Origin of the sequence: Stenotrophomonas sp. SAU14A_NAIMI4_8 (assembly GCF_003086695.1) — a bacterium.
In the GTDB taxonomy this organism is placed as follows: domain Bacteria; phylum Pseudomonadota; class Gammaproteobacteria; order Xanthomonadales; family Xanthomonadaceae; genus Stenotrophomonas.
This window is the reverse complement of the sequence record NZ_CP025999.1, coordinates 4,142,623-4,164,959: the sequence shown is the minus strand read 5'-3', so window position 1 is coordinate 4,164,959 and position 22,337 is coordinate 4,142,623. Positions and strand designations below refer to the sequence as shown.

General features: G+C 66.4%; 23 protein-coding genes. 7 read left to right on the top strand and 16 right to left on the bottom strand.

Features of this window, described 5'->3' with window-relative positions:
* The first annotated feature begins 3 nt into the window (after positions 1 to 3).
* Entirely contained in the window at positions 4 to 900 is an 897-nt protein-coding gene (locus C1930_RS18745) for a tyrosine-protein phosphatase (protein WP_108772382.1), read from the top strand.
* A gap of 42 nt (positions 901 to 942) precedes the next feature.
* On the opposite strand, the gene C1930_RS18740 is transcribed toward C1930_RS18745, so the two are convergent.
* Positions 943 to 2,448 carry a YifB family Mg chelatase-like AAA ATPase gene (locus C1930_RS18740; RefSeq protein ID WP_108772381.1) on the bottom strand — a complete coding sequence of 502 codons (1,506 nt, stop codon included), beginning with the start codon at positions 2,446 to 2,448 and terminating at the stop codon, positions 943 to 945.
* A 537-nt stretch (positions 2,449 to 2,985) separates the two neighbouring features.
* Between C1930_RS18740 and C1930_RS18735 the strand changes: the two genes are divergently transcribed.
* Positions 2,986 to 3,135 carry a hypothetical protein gene (locus tag C1930_RS18735; protein ID WP_199912380.1) on the top strand — a complete coding sequence of 50 codons (150 nt, stop codon included), beginning with the start codon at positions 2,986 to 2,988 and terminating at the stop codon, positions 3,133 to 3,135.
* 76 nt (positions 3,136 to 3,211) lie between these two features.
* Here the strand turns inward: C1930_RS18735 and C1930_RS18730 are convergent, their stop codons facing one another.
* From C1930_RS18730 to C1930_RS18710, 5 genes are all read right to left on the bottom strand, one after another.
* Positions 3,212 to 5,974 (bottom strand): zeta toxin family protein, encoded by a 2,763-nt coding sequence (locus C1930_RS18730; protein ID WP_108772380.1) that lies wholly within the window; start codon positions 5,972 to 5,974, stop codon positions 3,212 to 3,214.
* Positions 5,971 to 6,321 (bottom strand): hypothetical protein, encoded by a 351-nt coding sequence (locus C1930_RS18725; RefSeq protein ID WP_108772379.1) that lies wholly within the window; start codon positions 6,319 to 6,321, stop codon positions 5,971 to 5,973. The genes C1930_RS18730 and C1930_RS18725 overlap by 4 nt, the downstream gene beginning before the upstream one ends.
* A 387-nt stretch (positions 6,322 to 6,708) precedes the next feature.
* Entirely contained in the window at positions 6,709 to 7,203 is a 495-nt protein-coding gene (locus C1930_RS18720; protein ID WP_108772378.1) for a cold-shock protein, read from the bottom strand.
* Between the two features lie 4 nt (positions 7,204 to 7,207).
* The gene (locus C1930_RS18715; RefSeq protein ID WP_108772377.1) at positions 7,208 to 7,564 is read right to left on the bottom strand and encodes a hypothetical protein; all 357 of its coding nucleotides are present in this window, start codon (positions 7,562 to 7,564) and stop codon (positions 7,208 to 7,210) included.
* Between the two features lie 493 nt (positions 7,565 to 8,057).
* The gene (locus tag C1930_RS18710) at positions 8,058 to 8,309 is read right to left on the bottom strand and encodes an accessory factor UbiK family protein (protein WP_108754433.1); all 252 of its coding nucleotides are present in this window, start codon (positions 8,307 to 8,309) and stop codon (positions 8,058 to 8,060) included.
* Between the two features lie 135 nt (positions 8,310 to 8,444).
* On the opposite strand from C1930_RS18710, the gene C1930_RS18705 reads away from it, so the two are divergent.
* Positions 8,445 to 8,783 carry a P-II family nitrogen regulator gene (locus C1930_RS18705; RefSeq protein WP_108751139.1) on the top strand — a complete coding sequence of 113 codons (339 nt, stop codon included), beginning with the start codon at positions 8,445 to 8,447 and terminating at the stop codon, positions 8,781 to 8,783.
* 139 nt (positions 8,784 to 8,922) lie between these two features.
* On the opposite strand, the gene C1930_RS18700 is transcribed toward C1930_RS18705, so the two are convergent.
* From C1930_RS18700 to C1930_RS18685, 3 genes are all read right to left on the bottom strand, one after another.
* Positions 8,923 to 9,732: a trypsin-like serine protease gene (locus tag C1930_RS18700; protein WP_108772376.1), complete on the bottom strand. Its 810-nt coding sequence runs from the start codon at positions 9,730 to 9,732 to the stop codon at positions 8,923 to 8,925.
* A 473-nt stretch (positions 9,733 to 10,205) separates the two neighbouring features.
* A complete protein-coding gene (locus C1930_RS18690) occupies positions 10,206 to 10,865 on the bottom strand; it encodes an RIO1 family regulatory kinase/ATPase (RefSeq protein WP_108757406.1) in 660 nt (219 codons plus the stop codon).
* A 206-nt stretch (positions 10,866 to 11,071) separates the two neighbouring features.
* On the bottom strand, positions 11,072 to 11,998 hold the full coding sequence (locus C1930_RS18685) for an alpha/beta hydrolase (RefSeq protein WP_159093635.1): 927 nt from the start codon (positions 11,996 to 11,998) through the stop codon (positions 11,072 to 11,074).
* A gap of 224 nt (positions 11,999 to 12,222) precedes the next feature.
* Between C1930_RS18685 and C1930_RS18680 the strand changes: the two genes are divergently transcribed.
* A complete protein-coding gene (locus C1930_RS18680) occupies positions 12,223 to 13,128 on the top strand; it encodes an aspartyl/asparaginyl beta-hydroxylase domain-containing protein (RefSeq protein WP_199911456.1) in 906 nt (301 codons plus the stop codon).
* Between the two features lie 91 nt (positions 13,129 to 13,219).
* Here the strand turns inward: C1930_RS18680 and speE are convergent, their stop codons facing one another.
* Positions 13,220 to 14,074 (bottom strand): polyamine aminopropyltransferase, encoded by an 855-nt coding sequence (gene speE, locus C1930_RS18675; protein ID WP_108751135.1) that lies wholly within the window; start codon positions 14,072 to 14,074, stop codon positions 13,220 to 13,222.
* A 179-nt stretch (positions 14,075 to 14,253) separates the two neighbouring features.
* Here speE and speA point away from each other — a divergent pair, with 179 nt between their 5' ends.
* Together speA and C1930_RS18665 are read left to right on the top strand one after the other, a co-directional pair.
* Positions 14,254 to 16,143: an arginine decarboxylase gene (speA, locus tag C1930_RS18670; protein ID WP_108757404.1), complete on the top strand. Its 1,890-nt coding sequence runs from the start codon at positions 14,254 to 14,256 to the stop codon at positions 16,141 to 16,143.
* A gap of 57 nt (positions 16,144 to 16,200) precedes the next feature.
* On the top strand, positions 16,201 to 16,521 hold the full coding sequence (locus C1930_RS18665) for a DUF6122 family protein (RefSeq protein WP_065174355.1): 321 nt from the start codon (positions 16,201 to 16,203) through the stop codon (positions 16,519 to 16,521).
* 343 nt (positions 16,522 to 16,864) lie between these two features.
* Here the strand turns inward: C1930_RS18665 and C1930_RS18660 are convergent, their stop codons facing one another.
* Genes C1930_RS18660 through C1930_RS18650 form a run of 3 tightly spaced genes read right to left on the bottom strand, consistent with a single transcriptional unit; the run spans position 16,865 to position 19,136 of the window.
* A complete protein-coding gene (locus C1930_RS18660; RefSeq protein ID WP_108757403.1) occupies positions 16,865 to 18,184 on the bottom strand; it encodes a sensor histidine kinase in 1,320 nt (439 codons plus the stop codon).
* Complete coding sequence (locus C1930_RS18655) at positions 18,181 to 18,840, bottom strand: response regulator transcription factor (protein WP_108772374.1); 660 nt, start codon at positions 18,838 to 18,840, stop codon at positions 18,181 to 18,183. Before C1930_RS18655 ends, C1930_RS18660 begins: the two co-directional genes overlap by 4 nt.
* Positions 18,840 to 19,136, bottom strand: coding sequence for a PepSY domain-containing protein (locus C1930_RS18650; protein ID WP_234412201.1), 297 nt, complete (start codon positions 19,134 to 19,136; stop codon positions 18,840 to 18,842). Before C1930_RS18650 ends, C1930_RS18655 begins: the two co-directional genes overlap by 1 nt.
* A 148-nt stretch (positions 19,137 to 19,284) precedes the next feature.
* Here C1930_RS18650 and C1930_RS18645 point away from each other — a divergent pair, with 148 nt between their 5' ends.
* A complete protein-coding gene (locus C1930_RS18645) occupies positions 19,285 to 19,719 on the top strand; it encodes a PepSY domain-containing protein (RefSeq protein ID WP_108757400.1) in 435 nt (144 codons plus the stop codon).
* 140 nt (positions 19,720 to 19,859) lie between these two features.
* On the opposite strand, the gene C1930_RS18640 is transcribed toward C1930_RS18645, so the two are convergent.
* The 3 genes from C1930_RS18640 to C1930_RS18630 form a co-directional block, all read right to left on the bottom strand.
* A complete protein-coding gene (locus tag C1930_RS18640; RefSeq protein ID WP_108763107.1) occupies positions 19,860 to 20,348 on the bottom strand; it encodes a hypothetical protein in 489 nt (162 codons plus the stop codon).
* Positions 20,349 to 20,578: 230 nt separating this feature from the next.
* On the bottom strand, positions 20,579 to 21,790 hold the full coding sequence (locus C1930_RS18635; RefSeq protein ID WP_108772373.1) for an FAD-dependent oxidoreductase: 1,212 nt from the start codon (positions 21,788 to 21,790) through the stop codon (positions 20,579 to 20,581).
* A gap of 12 nt (positions 21,791 to 21,802) precedes the next feature.
* Positions 21,803 to 22,297, bottom strand: a complete 495-nt coding sequence (locus tag C1930_RS18630; RefSeq protein ID WP_108757809.1) for a lipocalin family protein — start codon at positions 22,295 to 22,297, stop codon at positions 21,803 to 21,805.
* Between the last annotated feature and the right edge of the window lie 40 nt (positions 22,298 to 22,337).

Sequence of the window (22,337 nt, the reverse complement as noted above, 5' to 3'; positions counted from 1 at the left end):
GACATGAACCGCAGCACCGAACTGACCCTGGCCCTGATGCTGGCCCTGCCGCTGGCCGCGCCCGCCCTCGCCGCCGATGCCTCGCGCCCCGCGACCGCCAGCGCCGCGGCAGCCACCGCCAATGTGGCGCCCACCGCCGACGATGCGCAGCGCGTCATTCCGCTGCAGGGCGCATGGAACGTACGCAGCTTTGCCGGCCTGCAAGGCCGCAACGGCCCGATTCCGGCCACGGCCTTCGTGCGCACCGCCGATCTGGGCCGTCTGACGGCCGCCGACCGCGACGCACTGGCCGCCGCCGGGGTGACGCTGGACATCGACCTGCGTACCGCTGACGAGCAGAGCCAGTCGCCGGACCTGCTGGCCGATGACGCGCGCTTCGCCTACCAGCGCATTTCGCTGATGGGCACCGAGAAGATGGATCTGCAGAAGATGATGACCACCTTCCCCGATTCGCTGGGCGAAGCCTATGTGCAGTGGTTGGGCCACAGCCAGCCGCAGTTCAAGCAGGTGTTCCAGCGCATTGCCGCCCAGCAGGATGGCACCGTGCTGTTCCACTGCACGGCGGGCAAGGACCGTACCGGCATCATCGCCGGCCTGCTGCTGGACCTGGCCGGTGTGCCGAAGGCGCAGATCGTGCACAACTACGCCATTTCCGCGCACTACCTGGAAGGGCAGCCGAAGGACAGCGCGATGAACGCGCAGATCAAGGCGATGCTGGAGCAGCACCCGGAGATCGCACGCAAGATGGCTGGCATGTCCGGCACCGCGCCGCAGAACATGGAGCAGTTCCTGGCCGCGCTGCACAGCCAGTACGGTGGCGCCGAGGGCTACCTGAAGTCGATTGGCGTGAGCGCGCAGGAAATCCAGCAGTTGAAGGTGCGCTTGGGCCAAGCGGGCTGAGTGGGGTGGCAGGCGCCGGGTAGTGCCGGCGCCCGCTTGCTGTCAGGTGCCGGCCTTGCCGCGATCCAGTTGCCGGTAGCCGATGGCCTCGGCCAGATGCGCGGTCTGGATGGTTTCGCTGCCGGCCAGATCGGCAATGGTGCGCGCAACGCGCAGAATGCGGTGCATCGCCCGCGCTGATAGCTGCAGCCGCTCGATGGCCTGCTCCAGCAGATCCTGGTCGGCTTCGCTCAGCCGCGTGCAAGTGCGCAGCGTGGCGGGCGGCAGATGGGCATTCAGCCCGCCGCGTTCCCGCTGCTTGGCGTGTGCTGCTTCCACCCGTGCGCGTACCGTGGCGCTGGGTTCGCCCAGTGGCGTGCTCTCGCGCAGTTCCACCGCATCCAGCCGTGACACGCTGATATGCAGGTCGATGCGATCCAGCAGCGGGCCCGACACGCGCGCGCGATAGCGGGTGATGCGCTCATCGGTGCACAGGCAACGGTTACTGCGGTCGCCGGCCCAGCCACACGGGCACGGGTTCATAGCGGCCACCAGCTGGAATCGTGCGGGGTACTGCACGCTGCGCGCCGCACGCGCGATGCGGATATGGCCCGACTCCAGCGGTTCGCGCAGGGTTTCCAGCGCGCTGCGGTTCCACTCGGGCAGTTCGTCCAGGAACAGCACGCCGTGATGGGCCAGGGATATTTCGCCGGGGCAGGGTGGATTGCCGCCACCGACCAGTGCGGCGGCGCTGGCGCTGTGGTGCGGGGATCGAAAGGGGCGCTGCCGCCAGCGCCGGGGGTCCAGGCCTTCGCCACTGACCGATGCAATGGCAGCCAACTGCAGCGCCTCGGCCTCGTCGGTATCGGGCAGCAGGCTGGGCAGGCGCGAGGCCAGCAGGGTCTTGCCGCAGCCGGGGCTGCCGATCAGCAGCAGATGGTGGCCACCGGCCGCCGCCACTTCCAACGCGCGCCGCGCATGCGCCTGCCCACGTACGTCGGCCAGATCGGGCAGCGGCAGTGGCGTGGTGTCCACGCGCTGCACCGGTGGCAGCAGGCGCGGGTTGCTCAGGCCCGCACAGCATTCCAGCAGGGTGCGGGCCACGCGCACATCGGCATGGTCGGCCAACGCGGCCTCGGCGGCGTTGCCGGGCGGCACCACCAGGATGCGCCCCGCTTCGGCGGCGGCAATCGCGGCAGGCAGCGCGCCACTGACCGCACGCAGCTCACCAGTCAGACCCAGTTCGCCAAGGAACTCGTACTGCAGCAGCGATTGCGGATCGACCTGACCGCTGGCGGCCAGGATGCCCAGCGCGATCGCCAGATCGTAGCGGCCGCCTTCCTTGGGCAGATCGGCCGGGGCCAGGTTCAAGGTGATGCGCCGCTGCGGAAAGTCGAACCGTGCGCAGAGCAAGGCTGCACGCACGCGCTCGCGCGACTCGCGCACGCTGGCCTCGGCCAGGCCGACAATCTGGGTGACCGGCAGGCCGCCGGACAGATGCACTTCCACCCGTACCAGCGGCGCATCGACCCCGGCGCGGGCGCGGCTGTGGACCAGAGCCAGGCTCATGTGTGGTTTCCTGCGGGGGAGCGCTTGATGGTGGGGGAAGCGCTGGGCGGGAAACCATCGGGGATTGCGGGTGGAGGGGATAGGGGGATTCTGGCCAATGGGGTGAAGCAAGAATTTCGAGAGGACACCCTGCGGCGATGCAGGGCCTCGCTTCTCGTCTTGGTTCGTTGGGCGGAAGCGAGAAATGTCGCCGAACTGAAGTGATGCTGGCGCGGGCCCGTGTGCATGCGACGGGTGAGAATGCGCCATGTAGCGGAGCGTTCGACTTCACGATGCGGCGGCTGTGGCGCAAGTTGCCTGGGACCACGCCCTGCAAGCAATGGCGCTAATTGTAGTGGTGCTAGATGGTGTGCTGATCGGAAGAAACCAGCCCGATAGGCCTCCCACTCCGCAGTCATACCGACGAGGGCGCTTCCCACGCCGTTGCTTGTGCTCAGGCCAGATCGCGCGTCCACACTTGGCGCGTCTGATCACTGCCGGAACTTTGGTGGAGCTCTTCCTCTACCAGCGAAAGCCGGCCTTCTCATAAATATGGCCGTGGCCTGGTACTACGAGGTGCCCAGGATCGAAGCCCCATTTCTCGCGATTGGCGTGCTGACCGTGCTTCTGTTGGGCCAGGCCGTAACCCATGTTCCTGCCCGACGTGCAGCCAAGGAAGCCCTGGCAGCGATCCTGCGCAGCGCTTGACGGCGATGGGTCTATCGTCCTGTCAGTGCACGGCTCGTCGGCCTACTCTTCAGTTCCCGGCGCGAATCAGCTACGACTACCGCCCCATGCTGGTGGCTTTGGCTTGGTTCTCCTGCTGGTGCTGTTCCTGCAATTGTGCGGCATGAGATTGCTGTTCCACTTGGCGGCTGACCACTTCGTACTTCTGCATCGATTCCTCAATCGGGGCTCGCACCGCCTGCTCGGTGGGCATGGCCGCACGCAGGTGGGCAGGATCGTCCAGCTTCCCCTGGACCACAAACACGTTATGTGCGGCTGGACGTTCAGAAGTGACGTTGCTCAACACCACATGATCCACCCGTGTCAGTCCATTGTTCTTGGCCAGTACCAGCAGGCTTGCCGTCATGCGCTCGCTGGTCGCATCGAACTGACGCCCGTGCCGACCGTCTAGTTCTGCCACGCCATCGCGGATCTGCTGATAGAGCGGGTCTGAGTGCATTGCGATCATGGCTGCTGCCGGCGTTGCCTCCTGCCGGGAAGCTGTCGCGCTCTCCACATGGGGCGGGTTCGCGGGTTGGTCGAACGAAGACCGCGCGGGCTGTTGCAGGCCATCGTTGCTGGCGGGACCAGTCCGTCCCTGGGCCCGGGAAATGTCTTCAGTGGTGGTCACAGCCGCAATGGAGTAGCTCTTGCCGTCGGACCCCAGACGCAGATTGGCAATAGGGCTGTCCATGTCGTAACTGCCGTTGGCATTGCGCTGCACTTGCAAGGCAGTGGTATCAGAATCCAACCCATGGACGGTCTGCGTGGCCTGAACGGCGGTCGCGCTGGCTGCCAGTTGTTCCGCACTGGGCACGACTCCCACGTTCGAATAGGCGCCGCGCAGTGTGTCGAGCATGCGCTCATCGGCCGTCATCGGTAACGGTCTCTGTATGGATTGGGGGGGCGGCAGCGTCGCGGCCACGACGTCACGGGTGGCATCCAGTTCGGCGCGTAGATTGCCGGAGGCGGTGGAGTTGTAGATCATTCCTTCGCTGACCCAGCGGCCGTCCGCCTGACGCTGGTAACGGTTATCGTCGGAGGCGGTCACGGCATCCAGGTCGGTGCGTGCCTGCTGCACGGCCTCAGGCATTGACCCATAGGATGCCCAGCCATTCTGGGCGTACGCGGCTTCGTAGCGCGCCGCAATCACCGGTCGGCTGTTGGCGGCATTGTTCAGCACGACTTGCGCGGCGGCCTGATCAAGTTCGGCGGCTCGTTCCGGACCAGCCACGTCGATTCGCGTCTCACGCTGGCCAAGCTCGTACACAGCAGTGGTCACCTCGCGCTGCCACTGCTGGCCGTCGTCCGTACGTGTCCACTGCGCCGGATACCAGCTTTGAGGATCGCCGAAAGTGGCGGGTTGTGTGAACGGATCGTGTTGACTGGGCGGGCTGCCCAACACCAGCTTCGCCGACTCGCTAGTTGCTTGGTAGTTCAGTTGGTTGGCAAGCGCAGGTGGCGCGCGCAAATGACCACGCGTCGGGTTGTCTACACCGTCGTCGCTGCTGTCGACAGGCGCGGGTCGCTGCCAGCCCTGATCGGGATGGTCTGGGTCATAGGTCCATGTGTTCCCCAGGCTGTCGGCCTGGTTGTAGATGCGGCGGTTGTCAGTCCACTCAGCGATCTTATCGCCCGCGAACGCGCCCGCAATCCCACCGACGGCGCCTGTGACCAGCAATCCCGGGCCGGATTCGACGCCAGCGATAGCGCCGACCGCCATGCCCAGGCCAGCACCGGCAAAGCCACCGACGCTACGTGCACCGAAGTGGATCAATTCGGACTCTGCAGCTGTGTCATTGCCTTCGCCGCGCAGACGATTACTGTTGCGTAAAGCCTCACCTGCGTCATAGGCATCCAATGCAAGCGCTGCGATACCCAGTGCACCGCCAGCGCGTATGCGGTTAGAGCGCACGCCGGAAGCGTGTGTTTCGAATGATTGCTGGGCATTTCGCTCCAGACCTTCAATCACTTCGCCGGAGTAGCGCTCCGTCAGCAGGTTTCCGCGCGCAGTTGGATTGACGTTGTCATTCGTGGACAGGTTCTGCTCCAGATCTCGATTCCAAGCCTTCTGCTCCTGCCAGCCGTCGCGCAGTTGGCGGGTAATGCCAAGGTCCTTCAATCGTGCGTCGCGTGCCTCCTGCAGTGCAACTCCTGGCAACTTCGGGCTGGTGTGGCTGTTATACAGTTCATTGCCATCGCGGTTGAAGATGCGTATCTGCACATCGGTGCGCTCATGTATCGTGTCCAAGCTACTGGGCAACTTGTCGTAGATGGCATCGCGAGCGCCAGCAGGAACGTAGCGGCCATAGCCGTTGCGGTCGACGCTATCAGTGAAGCGTTTGTCGACCCCAAGTTCGCTCTCCAGCTTCGGGGTTGCAACGGCACGTACCTCCACCGCATATCCCTTCGATTGCAGGTCCTTGATCAGTTCGGACGACCACTCGCCGTTGCTCAATGTGGTGTCGAAGATCAGGTTCTTCTTGCCCGAAACGGTGGCATCCAAAAGTTCTTCGGCCCATGCGCTGGCATCACCATGGGTGTGCGTAGACCATGAGGTGGGATAGCGTTCCCGAAGATCTTCTATATCTGGGTGGTATTTGCGGAATTCATCGGGATCGACCACGACGGCGTCTCCGTTCAATTCCTGGTTTGCAATTGCTACCAGGCTTCCTTTGCCTGAGCCGGGCTGTCCTCCTAGAATGATAGCCGTGGGGTTTTCATGGGAAGGCAAGTCATGTAGACGACTCCGGGGAAGCACCTTCTCTTGGAAGGTCTTTGCGTGGACCGCGGGATCCAGTTGACCGTCAGCAGTGCTCATAAACGGAACCTCCCTGGTGCCCGGAAGTATTCTGAAAGCTCTCTGTCTCCCACCCACACAGTTTTTGATGCAGCACGGAACATCAATGATTCTCGCGCCGTGGCGTGTTCAACAGCCAGCGGATCGCCGCTGGCTTCGGCCACTTTGGTCTCCTTGACTGCGTCCAGCGCAAACCTCTCGAGCGCATCCTCCAGCGCCCAGATTGCCTGCTCGATTACGGGTATGCCCGTAGACGGATTTTCGGCTACGTGGTTCAACGCAGCCTGCAATTTTTGAATATGCTCCGGGTAGTCCTTGAGCATCTCGCGCAGCCGCTGGGGAACGGGAGGTGGTGTGGTGTGTCGCATGGCAGCTCCTTTATGTGTTCAGGCGTTTCCGTTCAGCGAAACGGACTGCTTGGTTGTTGGGCTGAGTATATGCACGAGTGTTGGACTCCTGTCGCGACGCTGGTCACGTCGTGTGACAAGCTCACTCCGCCAGTGACGCCTCTGGAGCCGGCCCCGTTACCACGTGGGTAGGCTGTGGGTGAGGCCTTTCCCCTTCGGACTTGGTGCCGAGCTGCTGCCGTAATGTTGGCCGATTGCGACAGCATGGCGGGCGATGCAACTGTCCCCATCACCCCGCCAAGGCTCTGCGCCGCTGGTTCGCAAGATCCTAAAATTGGCGCGCTTTCTGTTGGCCTAGATGGCTGGCCGGCATGGTGTGACTGGTTACCGGCATTGACGGGCACGCGCCTACCGCGCCTCCAGATGCCTCCCAACCAGACAGCGCTCACTCTCAGCCACCGACCCACCCGGCTCCATCCTCTTCTCGATCCATGACGGCCCCGCGCGCTCCATCAACAACCAGCTGTCGTTCTGATAGATCGTCATCCAACGCACGAAACTGGCGCGCAAGTCCTCGATATCCGGCGCGCGCATCTGCGCATCACCCGGCATGCGGATCACCACGCGCGCGGCCGTGTTTTCCACGTCCAGCACCTGCACGCCTCTGCACAAGATCTCGAATGACACCGGGCCAGCGCCGCCATCGCGCGCACGCAACTCAAACCCCTGTCGCCTCTTCACCGTAACGAAGGCGAGCGCATTGCTGTGCAGTTGGCGGTAATCCACCGGCTGCAGCTTCTGGTAAGACCACACCTGTTCGCTGGCCGGCGCGGGCCAGGCGGCCCACACGGTGCCGAACAGCGCGATGCAGGCCGCAACTGCGGTAAACGCGTTCCTCTTCATGCGCTTACTCCCGTGGCCGCAGGCGTTCGTGGATGAATGCTGTCAGCGCGACATCGGCCATTACCAGGCCCTCCATCACGCGGTCGCCCACGTACTGATCCGGCTCGCCGTTCTGCCGTGTGCGCTCGGCGGCCAGCAACAGTTCCTGCACGATGCGCTGGCCGGTCAGGGCGCAGTCGGCGTCGGCCAGGGCGATCTGCCGGCTGCGCAGCGGGTGGCGTTCGGGCCAGGGCTGGCCGTCGGCGGCAGCACCGGCGCCAAAGCTGTGCAGCACGGCGATCAGGCTGTTGGGATCACGCGCCGGGGTGGGCGAGGGCGCTTCCTGGATGGGGCGCGGTGGCGGGGAGTGTGGCGTGGTCATGGCTGGCTCCGTGCATGCAGGCAGAAGCCGCCACCGATAAAGGTGGCGGACGATGCGTGGCTCGAAAACCGGATCACTAGACAAAGCCGGCGGGTACAAGACCCCCACGCACCGCCCGCCATAGCCGGCAGACGGATTGCCAGCCGGCACCACGCGTGGTGGTGCCGACTGGCAAGCGTAAACAACGTCTAGTAATCCGGGTTTTCGACGCCCGACCACCCGTTTTCGGTGGCCCTACCAGAGTTGCCAGATGTTGTTGGAGATGCCAAGGGGATGGGGTCAAAGACGCCAAAGCCCTGGTCGCTTTCGGCATTGTGGCACAGCGTGGAACGGCGTCGAGAGCCTTGCAGGGCTGCGCTTCTGCAAGGATTGGACGTTATGTGTCGGACTTTCCACTATGAGGCATCTGACTGTGGCAGATGCGACATCGACCGCGCCGCTACCGGCGGTAGCTATGGCCCAAAGTAACGGCGGCATTGCACCGCCGCCTCGTTTACTCCGCGCTGCCGCGCCCTTCCAGTTCGCGCACCGTGGCTTCCAGCGCATCCAGCTTCTCGCGGGTCTTCAACAGCACCGCACGCTGCACTTCAAACTCTTCGCGGGTCACCAGGTCCAGCTTGGCCAGGCCGGCCTGCAGCGCGCTCTTGAAGGTGGCCTGCAGTTCCTCGCGCGATTCGCGCAGGCCCGGCGGCACCAAGTCGCTCAGGCGGCGGGCAAGGTCATCCAGTTGGTTCAGGTCGATCATGGGGTACTCCGGGGTGCGGTCGGGCCGTGCAGGCCACAAGGATACTGCCGGGCCGGTCGCCCGCACAGGCGTGAGCGGTTTCGCACCGGGCGCGTTCAGGCGCTATCCTCCACGCCGGAATACAGGAGATTGGCGATGAAGATGGTCATGGCGGTAATCAAGCCGTTCAAGCTCGACGACGTGCGCGAAGCGCTGGCCGAGCGCGGGGTGACCGGCATTACGGTAACCGAGGTGAAGGGCTTTGGTCGGCAGAAGGGCCATACCGAGCTGTATCGCGGCGCCGAGTACGTGGTCGATTTCCTGCCGAAGGTGAAGCTGGAAGTGGCGGTGACCGACGACCAGGTGGAGGCCGTGGTGGAATCGATCGTGAAGGCGGCGGGCACCGGCAAGATCGGCGACGGTAAGGTGTTTGTGTACGACTTGGGCAGCGTGGTGCGTATTCGTACGGGTGAACTGGACGCTGACGCGCTGTAAGGGGGGCCTGGGGCGTGGGCGGCTATCTGCTGCAGTCGAGCAAGCTCGACTCTACGTATCGGCGCCCGGATGCATGACTGCTCTGCCGTAGAGTCGAGCTTGCTCGACTGCTCTTTGCTTCAGTCGAGCAAGCTCGACTCTACGGGGCGGTGCGCAGCACGCGGTCGATCCAGTCGGCATAGCGCGAAATGCGCACGTTGTGCACCACCTGCCCGTAGTAGCCGGCTTCAAGCGCATGCTCGGGCACTGCGGTGATCCACGAACCCAAGCCGATCAGCTGCCAGCCCTGAGCGTCGCGGATCATCAATGGCCCGCCGCTGTCACCGCTGCCGAGCACGCCTTCCAGCGGCAGGCCGCCGCCGGGGCCGTCGAATCGATACCAGAGATAACGATCATTGCCGCCGGTCACCGCGTTTTCCGCGCGGCGCAATACCCCGCGGTGCGATCCACCCGGCGCCAGCCCGGTCATGCCGGTGCCCGTGGCGCCCTTGCCGACCAGGGTAGCGATCTTTCCCGCTTCGTCCTGGCCGCGATAGAGGCGAACCGGCGCAACCTCGCTGACCGGTGCGGCCAGCTGGATCAGGGCGATGTCATCGGAGGCGGCGAGGAAGGCATGGATGGGGCCTGGGTTGCCTGACGCCAGCGCCGCCTGGCCAAGCGCATCGGGCATGCGCCGGTAACCGGGATGCACGAACACGCGCTCGACACGGTACGGGTGACCGTTGATCTGAACCTCGGCGTCCATGCCTTCCATGGGCGCGGCGTGTGCGGCGGTCACTACCCAGCGCGGCGCGATCAGGACGCCGTGGCCCTCGCCGGGCAGGTCGGCCAGGGCCGGGAATTCGGAGGCCGGTACGCGGTAGGCGCTGTCATCCACATCGCTGCGGATGACGATGGCGCCGGCGGTGAAGGGCAGGGTAGCCAGGGCGAGTAGGAGCCAGCGGCGCATGGTTCGGTGCAGTCCTGTGCATGGAAGGCGATGACCCTAGCCGGGATTGGCTGGCGCGAACACCCATGTGCGACGAAGTGCCCTTCCGGCGTGATCAACCCGGCGGAATGAGGGGTGGCGACTGCCACTCCGGTAGACGGAGTGCGCGGCGGGTGCGCTTCACGATGGCGGCGATAGCGCGATGGGATGCCGGAACGCGACGGGATGCCGGAATGCGACGGGATGTTGGAACGCGCCGGGATGTCGGAATGCGTCGGGGCGCCGGAACGCGACGGGATGTCGGAACGGGACGGGGTAGAGTCGACTGTTGGTCGACTAACGCCCGCAGCGCGGGCATTTCGGTCACGGACGGGAAGAGCAGTCGACTAACAGTCGACTCTACCCCGCCAGGCATTCCATCCCCGCCAGGCATTCCATCCCGTCAAACATTCAATGCCGCCAGGCCATGCACCCACCCGGCTGCCAAACAGCGCTTAACGCTGCTTGGCCCACTTGTAGAACCGCTTCCAGCTCTGGCGCACGGCGGACACCCAGCCCGGGTCGGCTACCAGGGCAGCCTGTGCGGCGCTCGGGGCCTGGCCGGTCACGCGCTGGCGCATCTTCAGCAGGTTCTTCATGTCGCTGCGGCTGAGCTGACGGCTGAGCGGGTTGCGGCGCAGCCAGCGCGGTACGCGCCAGGCCGAGGTGAAATCCAGCAGCACCGGCACGCCGGCGCTCACAACTACATTCGTGCCGTGCAGGTCGTTGTGGGTGATACCGGCGGCGTGCAGGCGGCTGAGGGCGTGCTGCAGCTGTTCGAACACGTCGTTGCCCACCGCCTGGGCGGTGCTCAGGGTCTGGCCGGGAATGAATTCCATGCCCAGCGCCAGGCCACCCAGGGTGCCCAGCAGGGCCGGGGCGTGCTTCCAGCCACCCAGGCGCTGCAGCATGCGCGCTTCGCGGCGCACCATCAGGCGCGCGATCAGCGAAACCGGCGTGCCACGGTAGCGGGAATAGTCCTTCACTACGGCCGGACGGCCGTCCATGCAGGTGCGGTAGACGTCCGGGGCCAGGAAACGATCGCCGCGCTTGAGCAGCAGCGGGGCCACGGCGTCATCGCCGCAGGACGGGGAGGGGGAGGCAGAGAGGGTCATGTGCGGGGTCTCGGACGACCCGGTGGGCGGCGCTGAGCGTCAAGCGAACCGGTACGACTGGGGGGATTAGCTAAACTTTCGTTAAGTGAAATTTTAGTACCGCCGAGTTCGCTATTCCACGGTTTGTCGTAGAAATGTCGGGGTCGTGGCTGGAACAGTTCGTCGCGCAGGCTCGGACAATTCCGTCTCAGTTATCCAATATGTCTTTACCTATCAATACGTTGCAGGAACGGCAACAGCGCATCGCGCAGCTGGTCCAGCCCCGGTTGTTCCACCGGGAAGTGGCCGCAGCCGTCCAACAGCACGCGCTGCTTGGGCGCGGCCAGTCGCTGGTAGAAGCGGTCGCTGATGGCCACCGGGGTCCAGTCGTCGCAGGCCGGGTGCAGCATCAGCACGGGGCAGCGCTGGAACTGCTCGGGTTCCAGTGCCGGGGCGGTGCCGAACAGCGAGGCCAGCAGGCCGACCGGCACCCGGTTGCCGCCGCCCAGCGGATCGGTGCAGACCAGGGCAGTCAGGGCGGGGTCGCGCGACATGCGCTGCATGTGGGTGAACCAGCGCACCGGTACCCGCAGGCCACGGGTCAGCCGGCTGAGAGGCCGCAGGGTAGGCAGCAGGGCGCGCATCCACGGCTGCCGCACCAGCGCGGCCTGCACCACCGGGTCGCGCGGGTCGGCCAGCGTGGTGGCGGCAAGACCGCGCACCCACGGCGATTCGGCCGCCACCAGATACGCCAGATAGCCGCCGATGCTGGCGCCCAGCAGTGCGATCGGGCGCGCGCGCTGGGTGTGCTCGGCGTCGATCAGCGCCAGCAGGGCGCGCTTCCAGGCCGCGTAGTCCACCTGTGCCCAGTGCGCCGGGCTCAGGCCGTAGCCGGGCAGATCCGGCGCCAGCACTTCATGGCCGGCGTCGGCCAGTGCGGCGGCCAGCGGCGCGAACATGCGGCCGTAGCCGCCGGCGCCATGTACCAGCACCACCGTCAGCGGCGCCTGGCGCGGGCCGTGACGGTCCAGGCGCAGCGTGCCACCGGCCCAGCGGAAGGCTTCCCTGCGCGGTGTGGCAGTCGGCTGGCCGGGGAAGAAATCCGCGTAGCGGGCACTCAGGGCGGGGTAATCGGGGGGCGCAACGGCAGGCATGCGGGAAGTGTAGGCCAGCCGTTCAGCCACGTGATGCTGAACCGGACGCACGGGCAACTTGACCACGGCCCACCGGCTGCCGACCATAAGCTGTTAATCCGCGACATCGGCGGCCGCTCCCACCCGGCACGTCACCGTCCCCTGCCGCGTCCCCAACCTGGTGCTGGCCGCGCGGCCGCATCGTTCGTTTCCCTGTCCGGCACCCGCTGGAGGAAAGTGTTTTGATCATCAAGATTGTCCTGGCAGCGCTGTTCGTGGCCTGCGTGCTGTACATCCATTTCCGCGGCAAGGTCCGCGCGCGCTGGTCGCGCCAGTTGCTGGACCATTCCAGCTTCATGGCCCCGATCAACGTGATCATGTACCTGTTCTCGAAGGTGCCGACCACGCCGTTCCTGGACCCGGGCAAGGAGCTGCCGCAGCTGGAACCGCTGCGCCAGAACTGGCAGGTGATCCGCGATGAGGCGCTGGCGCTGCGCGATGCGCAGAAGATCGCCGCCTCCAGCAGCTACAACGATGCCGGCTTCAATTCGTTCTTCCGCCGTGGCTGGAAGCGCTTCTACCTGAAGTGGTACGGCCCGTCGCACCCGTCGGCCAAGGCCATGTGCCCGAAGACCGTGGCGCTGATCGAATCGATTCCCGATGTGCGTGCGGCGATGTTCGCGCAGCTGCCGCCGGGCAGCGAACTGCGCCCGCACCGCGACCCGTTCGCCGGTTCGCTGCGCCTGCACCTGGGCCTGAGCACACCCAACGACGATGGCTGCTACATCGTGGTGGACGGGGTGAAGAAGAGCTGGCGCGATGGCGAGTGGATGATGTTCGACGAGACCTACATCCACCATGCGCACAACGAGACCGACCAGGACCGCGTGATTCTGTTCTGCGATATCGCCCGCCCGCTGCGCTTCGGCCTGCCGGGCCTGTTCAATCGCGCCGTGGCGGCTACCCTGCTGGCCGGCGGTGCATCGCCGAACCTGCCCGGCGACCCGACCGGTGGCGTGAACAAGGCCTTCGGTGGCCTGTACAAGGTGCGCCTGAAGGCCAAGGCACTGCGCGAACGCAGCGTGGTGGCCTACCAGGTGATCAAGTGGGGCCTGGTGGTGGCGGTGATTGCCGGTATCTGGGCGATCTGAGCGCCGGTTTCACGGAAACGAAAAACCCGCGCTGTTGCCAGCGCGGGTTTTTTGTTGGGTAGGTGCCAACCTTGGTTGGCAAGCTTTCCAATCAACCCTTCAGTGCGGCCTGCACGAACGGTGGGGTCACCAGCACGCCGGTGTGCAGCGCGGCGGTGTAGTACAGGGTGTTGAAGGTCTTGGCGGCCGAATCGGCCTGGCGGAAGTCGAAGCCACTCTCGCCCTTGCGGGCCATGGTCACGCTCCACCAGCCGGTGGGGTAGCACGGCTGCGGGAACGGCAGGGTCTTGAACGAGCCGAAGCCGGCCTTGCCCATTTCCGTGCGCATTTCGTTGATCAGCTCCAGCTGCATCAGCGGCGATTCGGACTGCTGCACCAGGATGCCGTCGTCCTTCAGGGCCTTGAAGCAGCTTTCGTAGAAGGCCTTGTTGAACAGACCTTCGCCCGGGCCCACCGGGTCGGTGGAATCGACGATCACCACGTCCACGCTGCCGGCCGGGCAGTTGGCCATGTAGGCCACGCCGTCGTCGAACAGCAGTTCGGCACGGGCGTCATCGTTGGAATCGCACAGTTCCGGGAAGTGCTTGCGCGCCATCACGGTGACCTGCTCGTCGATATCGCACTGGGTCACGCTCTCCACGCCGCTGTGCTTGAGCACTTCGCGCAGGGTGCCGCAGTCGCCGCCACCGATGATGACCACGCGCTTGGGCGCGGCGTGGGTGAACAGCACCGGGTGGCTGATCATCTCGTGGTAGAAGAAGTTGTCCTTGCTGGTCAGCATGATGGCCCCGTCGATGGTCATCAGGTTGCCCCAGTCGGTGGTCTGGAAGATTTCGATCTTCTGGAACGGCGACTGCACTTCGTCCAGCTTGCCGGTGATGCGGTAGCCGATGGCCGAGCCAGTGCGTTCGAAGTGTTCGATGTACCAGTTGCTGCTGTCAGTCATGGAGATACGGTCCTGTTCGGAGGGGATGGAGCCGGGCTGACGGCGGGGTGCCTCGCTTCCGGACGGATCGGCCCGTTCAGGTTCAGACCTGCCACGGGCGCGGGCGCGCATGATAACGAACCTGTGGGCATATAGGCGTTATCATGCCCCCCCTTTCACTGCCAACAAGGCCGACTGCAATGACCGATTGGTCCCTCGACCAAGCCCGCAAGACCTACTCGATCCCGCATTGGGCGGATGGTTACTTCGATGTGGATCAGGCCGGGCACATGGTGGTGAGACCGACCGGGGCGGACGGCCCGGTGGTATCGCTGCCCAAGGTGGTGGACGCCGCGCGTGAAGGCGGCGCCAAGCTGCCGCTGCTGGTGCGCTTCCCGGACATCCTGGGCCAGCGCCTGGGCAAGCTGCAGGCGGCCTTCGCCCAGGCCCAGCAGGACTGGGACTACACCGGCGGCTACACCGCCGTGTACCCGATCAAGGTGAACCAGCACCGCGGCGTGGCCGGTACCCTGGCCAGCCACCACGGTGAAGGCTTCGGCCTGGAAGCGGGCAGCAAGCCCGAACTGATGGCCGTGCTGGCGCTGTCGCGCCCGGGTGGCCTGATCGTCTGCAACGGCTACAAGGACCGCGAGTACATCCGCCTGGCTCTGATCGGCCGCAAGCTGGGCCTGCAGACCTTCATCGTGATCGAGAAGCCGTCCGAGCTGAAGCTGGTGCTGGAGGAATCCAAGGCACTGGACGTGAAGCCGGGCCTGGGCGTGCGCATGCGCCTGGCCTCGCTGGGCGCCGGCAAGTGGCAGAACAGCGGTGGCGACAAGGCCAAGTTCGGCCTGTCCCCGCGCCAGCTGCTGGACCTGTGGAAGTCGCTGCGCGATACCGAATACGCCGACTGCCTGAGCCTGCTGCACTTCCACATGGGCTCGCAGATTTCCAACGTGCGCGACATCGCCAACGGCATGCGCGAAGCCACCCGCTACTTCGTCGAGCTGTCGCAGCTGGGCGCGAAGATCACCCACGTGGACGTGGGTGGCGGCCTGGGCGTGGATTACGAAGGCACCCGTTCGCGCAGCTTCTGCTCGATCAACTACGGCCTGCATTCCTACGCCAGCAACATCGTGCAGCCGCTGGCCAATGCCTGCGAAGAACACGGCCTGACCCCGCCGCGCATCGTGACCGAGTGCGGCCGCGCGATGACCGCGCACCACGCGGTGCTGATCGCCAACGTGTCTGAAGTGGAGCAGGCGCAGGAAGGCCGCGTGCCCGACGCACACGACGACGAGCCGGCCTCGATCCGCCACCTGCGCGAGATCCACGAGGAACTGGACGTGCGCCCGGCGGTGGAACTGTTCCAGGAAGCGCAGCATTTCCATGCCGAAGGCCTGGCCAGCTACGCGCTGGGCCAGATCGACCTGCCGCAGCGTGCGCGCATCGACGATCTGTTCTACGCCATCGCCCATGGCGTGCGTGCGCGCCTGAGCTACGACGAAAAGAGCCATCGCCCGGCGCTGGATGAACTGAACGAGCGGCTGGTGGACAAGTACTTCGTCAACTTCAGCGTGTTCGAATCGATTCCCGATGCCTGGGCGATCGACCAGGTGTTCCCGATCGTGCCGATCGAGCGCCTGGACGAAACCCCGGACCGCCGCGGCATCATCGCCGACATGACCTGCGATTCGGACGGCATGGTGAAGACCTATGTCGAGAACGAAAGCCTGGACACCTCGCTGCCGCTGCACGCGATCAAGCACGGCGAAAGCTATCGCATCGGTTTCTTCATGGTGGGTGCCTACCAGGAAATCCTGGGCGACATCCACAACCTGTTCGGCGACACCGACGCGGTGGAAGTGGTGGCCGATGCCGATGGCTACGCGATCACCCAGCAGCGCCGCGGTGATACCACCGACGTGATGCTGGACTACGTCGGCTACAAGCTGGACGACCTGCGTGCGGCCTACGCCCAGCGCGTGGCTGCGGCCGATCTGTCGCCGGAGCGTGCGCAGGAACTGTCCGAAGCGCTGGAAGCGGGCCTGACCGGCTACACCTACCTGTCCGACGAACCGCTGGTCTGATGTTCACGGGAACGCCGGGCCTGGCCCGGCGCTACCGGTCTTGATGAGCCTCGCCGGATGAGCGCGCGCGCGATCTTCCACCTGTTCCTGCATGCCGCCGTGCCAGCCCTGCTGGCATGGCTGTTCTGGCGCAAGCGCTTTGCCTCGGCGTGGCTGTTGATGCTGCTGGGCTGGATCATCGACCTGGACCATCTGCTGGCCGACCCGATCTACGCGCCGAACCGCTGCAGCATTGGTTTCCACCCGCTGCACACTGCACCGGCCATTGCGGTGTATGCCGGGCTGTGCGTGCCGAAGAAAACCCGGCTGGTGGGTATCGGGTTGGTGATCCACATCGTGCTGGACGCCATTGATTGCTGGTGGATGCACCACCGCTGACGGCCAACGCGGTTCCATGCGTTGGCGGGGCCGTCGCATTGCCTTGGTAGATGCCGACCTTGGTCGGCATGGCGTGTCGACCAAGGTCGACACCTACCGGTCGTGGCGGGGCCGTTGCGCTGCTTTGGTAGATGCCGACCTTGGTCGGCATGGTATGTCGACCAAGGTCGACACCTACCGGTCGTGGCGGGGCCGTTGCATTGCTTTGGTAGATGCCGACCTTGGTCGGCATGGCGTGGCCGGGACCGTTGGATTGCTTTGGTAGATGCCGACCTTGGTCGGCATGGTGTGTCGACCAAGGTCGACACCTACCGGTCGTGGGCGGGGTAGGCGCAGCGGGGTGTTACCCCGCCGGCAACCACAACGTGGCCCGCAACCCCGGCTGTGCGTTCTGCAACGCCAATCGCCCGCCATAACTGGCGGCAATATCGCCCACGATCGCCAGCCCCAGGCCGCTGCTGCCGGCGCGCTCATCCAGGCGCACGCCGCGCTCGGTCACCCGCGCCAGCGCCTCGGCGGTCAAGCCCGGGCCGTCGTCGCGTACGTCGATGCGCAGCTGCCCGTCTTCGGCCACCGCGGTAACGCGCACCTGCTGCGTGGCCCACTTGCCCGCGTTGTCCAGCAGGTTGCCCAGCATTTCTTCCAGGTCTTCGCCCGCTCCTGCGAAGCGCAGTGCCGGTGCCATCGCCTCTGCAACGAAGGTCACCCCACGGTCCCCGTGTACGCGCGCCATCAGGCCGCACAGCGCCTGCGCCGCCGGTTCCACCTCGGTGCGTTGGCGGTGGTCGGCACTGATGCCCGCGGCCAGGTAGCGGTCCACGCTGGCCTGCATGCGTGCGCCCTGTTCGCGCAGGGTGCGGCGCCAGTCGTGGCCGTCGCCGTCCGCTTCGGCTGCCAGCACGCTCAGCGGTGTCTTCAGTGCGTGCGCCAGATCCTGCGCGCTGGTGCGCGCGCGCGCCACCATGCGTTGCTGGTGGTCCAGCAGGGTGTTCAGTTCTTCGCCCAGCGGCGCGATCTCCGCACCCAGGCCGGTGGTATCGATCTGCTGCGCCTGGCCGCGGCGCACGCGTTCCAGTTGCGCGCCCAGCCGCTGCAGCGGGCGCAGGCCGAAGTGCACTTGGCTGGCCAGCACGGCCAGCCACGCCGCCACCAGGATGGCCAGTGCGATGGCCGTGCGCTGGCGGAAGGTCGCCACGTCGGCGTCCAGTGCGCTGCGATCGGTGGCCACCACGGCCAGGTACGGGCCACTGGCGCGCGGCAGCCGCACCTGCTGCACGCGTGCGCGCAGCGACTGCTGCAACGGCCCGGGCAGGTCGCGCGTGGCCGGGCCGTTGCCGGCAACCGGCAGCGTTTCGTCCCACAGCGAGCGCGACTGCAGCAGCACCGTGCCGGCTTCATCGGCCACCTGCCAGTAGGCGCCGGAAAACACCCGCTGGAAGCGCGCATCGTTGGGTTCCTGGCGCAGGTGCAGTTGGCCGTCGGCGCCGATTTCTGCCTGCGCCAGCAGGGTCAGCATGTCCTGCTGCAGTTCCTGGTCCAGCCGGTCGCGCGCGCTGCGCTGGTACAGCTCGCCCAGCAGCGCGCTGGCCAGCACCGACACCAGCAGCAGGCCCACGCCGCCGGCCAGCAGCAGGCGGCGGCGCAGCGAGGGCTGCGCGCTCACGGCGGGGCCAGCCGCCAGCCCTGGCCGCGCACGGTCTGGATCAAATCCACCCCCAGCTTGCGCCGCACCCGGCCCAGCAGCACGTCCAGCGCGTTGGAATCGGGGTCCAGCCCGCCGTCGAACACGTGTTCGCCCAGGCGGTCGCGGCCGATCACCTGGCCGCTGTGGTGGATGAAGCAGCTCAGCAGACGGAATTCCTGCGGGCTCAGCGCCAGCGCCTCACCGTCCAGCTCGAAGCGCCCGGCATTGACGTCCAGCTGCAGCGGGCCGCACTGCAGGCGCGGGCTGGCGTGGCCGTGGCTGCGGCGGATCAGCGCCCGCAGGCGCAGGATCAGTTCGTCGGCCTGGAAGGGTTTGGTCAGGTAGTCGTCGGCACCGGCGTCGAACCCGGCCAGCTTGTCGTGCCAGCGCCCGCGCGCGGTCAGCACCAGCACCGGAAACGCGCGGCCGTTGCTGCGCCAGCGTTCGATCACGCTCAGACCGTCCAGGCCGGGCAGGCCCAGATCGACGATGGCGGCCTGCAGATCTTCGATCTGCCCGATCTCTTCGGCCTGGCGGCCATCGGCCACCACCTGCACCACGTAGCCGGCCTGTTCCAGCAGCGGCTGCAGGCGGTGTGCCAGGGCCTCATCGTCCTCGGCCAGCAGGATGCGCATCAGTCGTCCAGCTCCGTCTTCAGCAGCTTGCCGGTGCGCGCATCATAGTCCAGCTCCACCACCACGCCGTCGGCACGCAGGATCTCGACTTCGTACACGCCGTCGTCCAGCTCCACTTCCAGCAGTTGCCCGGCGTGGCGTTTCAGTGCATCACGCACCACGCTCTCCAGCGGCACATAGCGGCCCTGCTGCACCGCGCGGCGCGCCACCTGCTGTTCCGGGTCCTGGCTGGGCCCGGCGGCAACGGGGGCGCTGGCCAGGGCCAGCAGCAGGGACAGGGCAGGGAAGACGTTCACGGCGTGATGCGATGGATGGAGAACGGGAGATGGCGCGAGTGTGCCAGCGCTGGCTAACCATCGACTAACAGGCGCGGCTAAGGGCCTGTTAGGCGGCGTGGGCAAGCTGGTGTTGCCGGGCTGGTCCGGCCCCAACAGGAGAACCCCCATGCTGAAGTCCCTCGCCCTGGCCACCGTGGCCGCACTCGCCCTGGCCCCCGCCGCACAGGCCGCCCCGCTGGGCATCGCCCAGGTGGAACAGACCCTGCGCAAGGCCGGCTACACCCAGATTCACGAGATCGAGCGCGATGACGGCCTGTGGGAGGCCGACGTCAGCCGCGCCGATGGCCGTTTCAGCGAGGTCTACGTGGACCCCAAGACCGGTGAGATCTTCGATGAGCACAACGGCCGCGCGCTGCTGGGCACCGAACAGGTGCTGGCCAAGGCGCAGGCGCAGGGTCTGCGCGAAATCCATTCGCTGGAACGTGATGGCGCGACCTGGTCGCTGGAAGCGCGCAATGCCCGCAACCAGAAGGTGGAAGTGCGCATGAGCGGTTACGACGGCCGCATCCTGCACAGCGAGCGCGACGGCTGGCTGGATTGACGCCGGGTAGCGCCGGGCCATGCCCGGCGACCAAAGCGTGTCGACCCAGGTCGACACCTACCGGGTAATCGGCTTTGGTAGCTGCCGACCTTGGTCGGCAGAGCGTGTCGACCCAGGTCGACACCTACCGGGTCATTGGCTTACCAGCCGTACGGCGGCGGGTAATCCCAATACCCCGGACCGCCGCCGTAGTAACCGCCACCGTAGGGCCCAAAGTACCCCGGGCCCTTGCCTTCGCTCACGTGGATGTTGACGTTGACCCCGCGGGTCTTGCCCTCATCGGTGGTGTAGTTCTTGCTCAGGTTCAGGGTAGCGGCGTTGTAGTGGCTGTTGCCGGTGTTCTTCGAATAGCCGATGCCGGTGGTGAAGCTGCCGGAGACCTTCAGCTTGTCGTCCTGCACGTCGGCGATCTTCGCATCGTCATGTACGCGCGGGCCGCTCTTGTCACCGTAGTAGGTGCCGGGCGGGTCCTGCGGCAGGGACGGGTCGTTCAGGTAGCGCATCGGCGCCTGCGGCACCGACAGGTCCAGGCCCGAGGCCTGCGGCGCGGTGGCACCGGCGGCGGACTGGGCAAGCGCGGCGCCCGGTAGGGCGGCCAGGCACAGCAGCAGGGACAGGGGGCGGATCATCACGACGCTCCAACGCAATGGGGCCGCGCAACACGCGGCGGTACAGGCCGACGCTAGCAGGCGTTGCTTGAATGATGCCTGTAGCCGGCCCGTAGAGTCGAGCTTGCTCGACTGCTGCTCTTGTAGAGTCGAGCTTGCTCGACTGCCGTTGGCAGAAGCAGTCGAGCAAGCTCGACTCTACCGGGGTCTCGGGCGCAGTCGAGCAAGCTCGACTCTACGCAAGGCGGGCGTCACGCCCGCCGTTCAAACCCGAATAGGCCCTGCAGCGGGTGCCGCCGCCGCTCCAGCCCGGCGCGCAGCAAGCCGGCGCCGATCATCGAATAGGTAATGCCGTTACCACCGTAGGCCATGGCGAAATGTACCCGTGGCCCCCACTGCGCGTGCGGGCCGAAGAACGGCAGGCCGTCGGCGGTCTCGGCAAAGGTGCCCGCCCACGAGAACGCCGGGGTGGGCTGCAACTGCGGGAACCAGTGCAGCAGCTGCTTCATCAGCTGCTTGGCCTTGCCCTGCACGCGGCGGTCGCGGCGCGCAGGCACGTCGATGGCATCGTCCAGACCGCCCACCAGCAAGCGCCCTTCGCCGGTGGCACGCAGGTACAGGTACGGCCGCGCGCTTTCCCACACCATGGCCTGCTGCAGGGGACCCAGCAGCTGCGCATCGATGGGGTCGGTGATGAAGGCGTAGCTGCTGCGGTTGCGGGCCACACGTGGCTTCAGCCAGTGCTGGGTGGCGTAGCCCATGGCCAGCACCACATGACGCGCCTTGATGACCGCGCCGGCGGCGGTGCGTGCGGTCACGCCGCGTGGGCCGGGCTGCAGGGCCTCCAGCACGGTGCGGTCGTACACACCGCAGCCGCGCCGCTGCAGGCGCTGCAGCAGCCCATAGGTCAGCGCGTACGGGTCCACGCGCGCGGCCTGCCGGGTCAGCAAGGCGCCGCCGGCGTCCACGCCAAAGCGTTCGCGCAGGCGCTGCGGGGTCTGCCAGCGCGCATCCAGGCCGGCGCGGCGGCGTGCATCGCCCTCGGCCATCAGGCGCGGTACGTCGCGGCTGCGGCTGGCCAGGTACAGGCTGTCCATGCGCTGGAAATCCACGCCACGCAGGCCGCGGGCGGCGTCGCGCAGGGCAGGCAGCGCTTCGGCACAGGCCCGGTAGGCCAGGGTGGCCGCGTCCGCACCGTACTGCTCGGCCAGTTCCAGCAGATGGGTATCGATCTCGTACTGCAGCAGCGCGGTGCTGGCCGAGGTGCTGCCCCAGCCGATGTCGCGCTGCTCGATCACGGCCACATCGTGGCCATGGCCGCACAGTTCATCGGCGATCAGCGCACCGGTCACACCGCCGCCCACCACCAGCACATCGCACTGCAGGTCCTGCTGCAGCGGCGGGAACGCATGCAGCAGACCGTTGCGCACCGCCCACCACGGGTAGCCACTTTTCAGGTCCATGGGGGCAGGGGCTCAGGCAGTGGGGTGGCCGGTGTGCGGGGTGTGGATCAGTTCGGACAGATCGAAGCCCTGCTGCTGCGCGGTGGCCAGATAATGGTCGCGCACGGTGGCATCGAGCTGCGGCTGGCGGGACAGCAGCCACAGGTAGTTGCGGTCGGGGCTGCCGACCAGGGCCACGCTGTAGTCCGGGGCGACCTGGATCACCCAGTAGTCGCCCTTGGCGAACGGCAGCCAGCGCAGCCCCTTGGGCAGGAAGCTGACTTCCAGGCGCGCGCTGTCGTTGTCCACGGCGCTGGCTTCACCGGTGGCTTCCTCTACTTCGCCGTCCATGCGGCAGCGGTTTGTCACGCCCACGTTGCCGTTGTCCAGCAGCCGGTAGTGCGCCGAGACATCGGTGCAGCCCTCGGGTTCGTGGCGCATGGGCAGGCGGGCGATCTCGTACCAGGTGCCCAGGTAGCGGGGCAGCTTGAGGTCGGTAACGGTCTTCAGCGGCGGCAGGTCGGTCATGGTCGTGCGGGGTTGCGGGCGGTTCCCCACCTTGCCCACG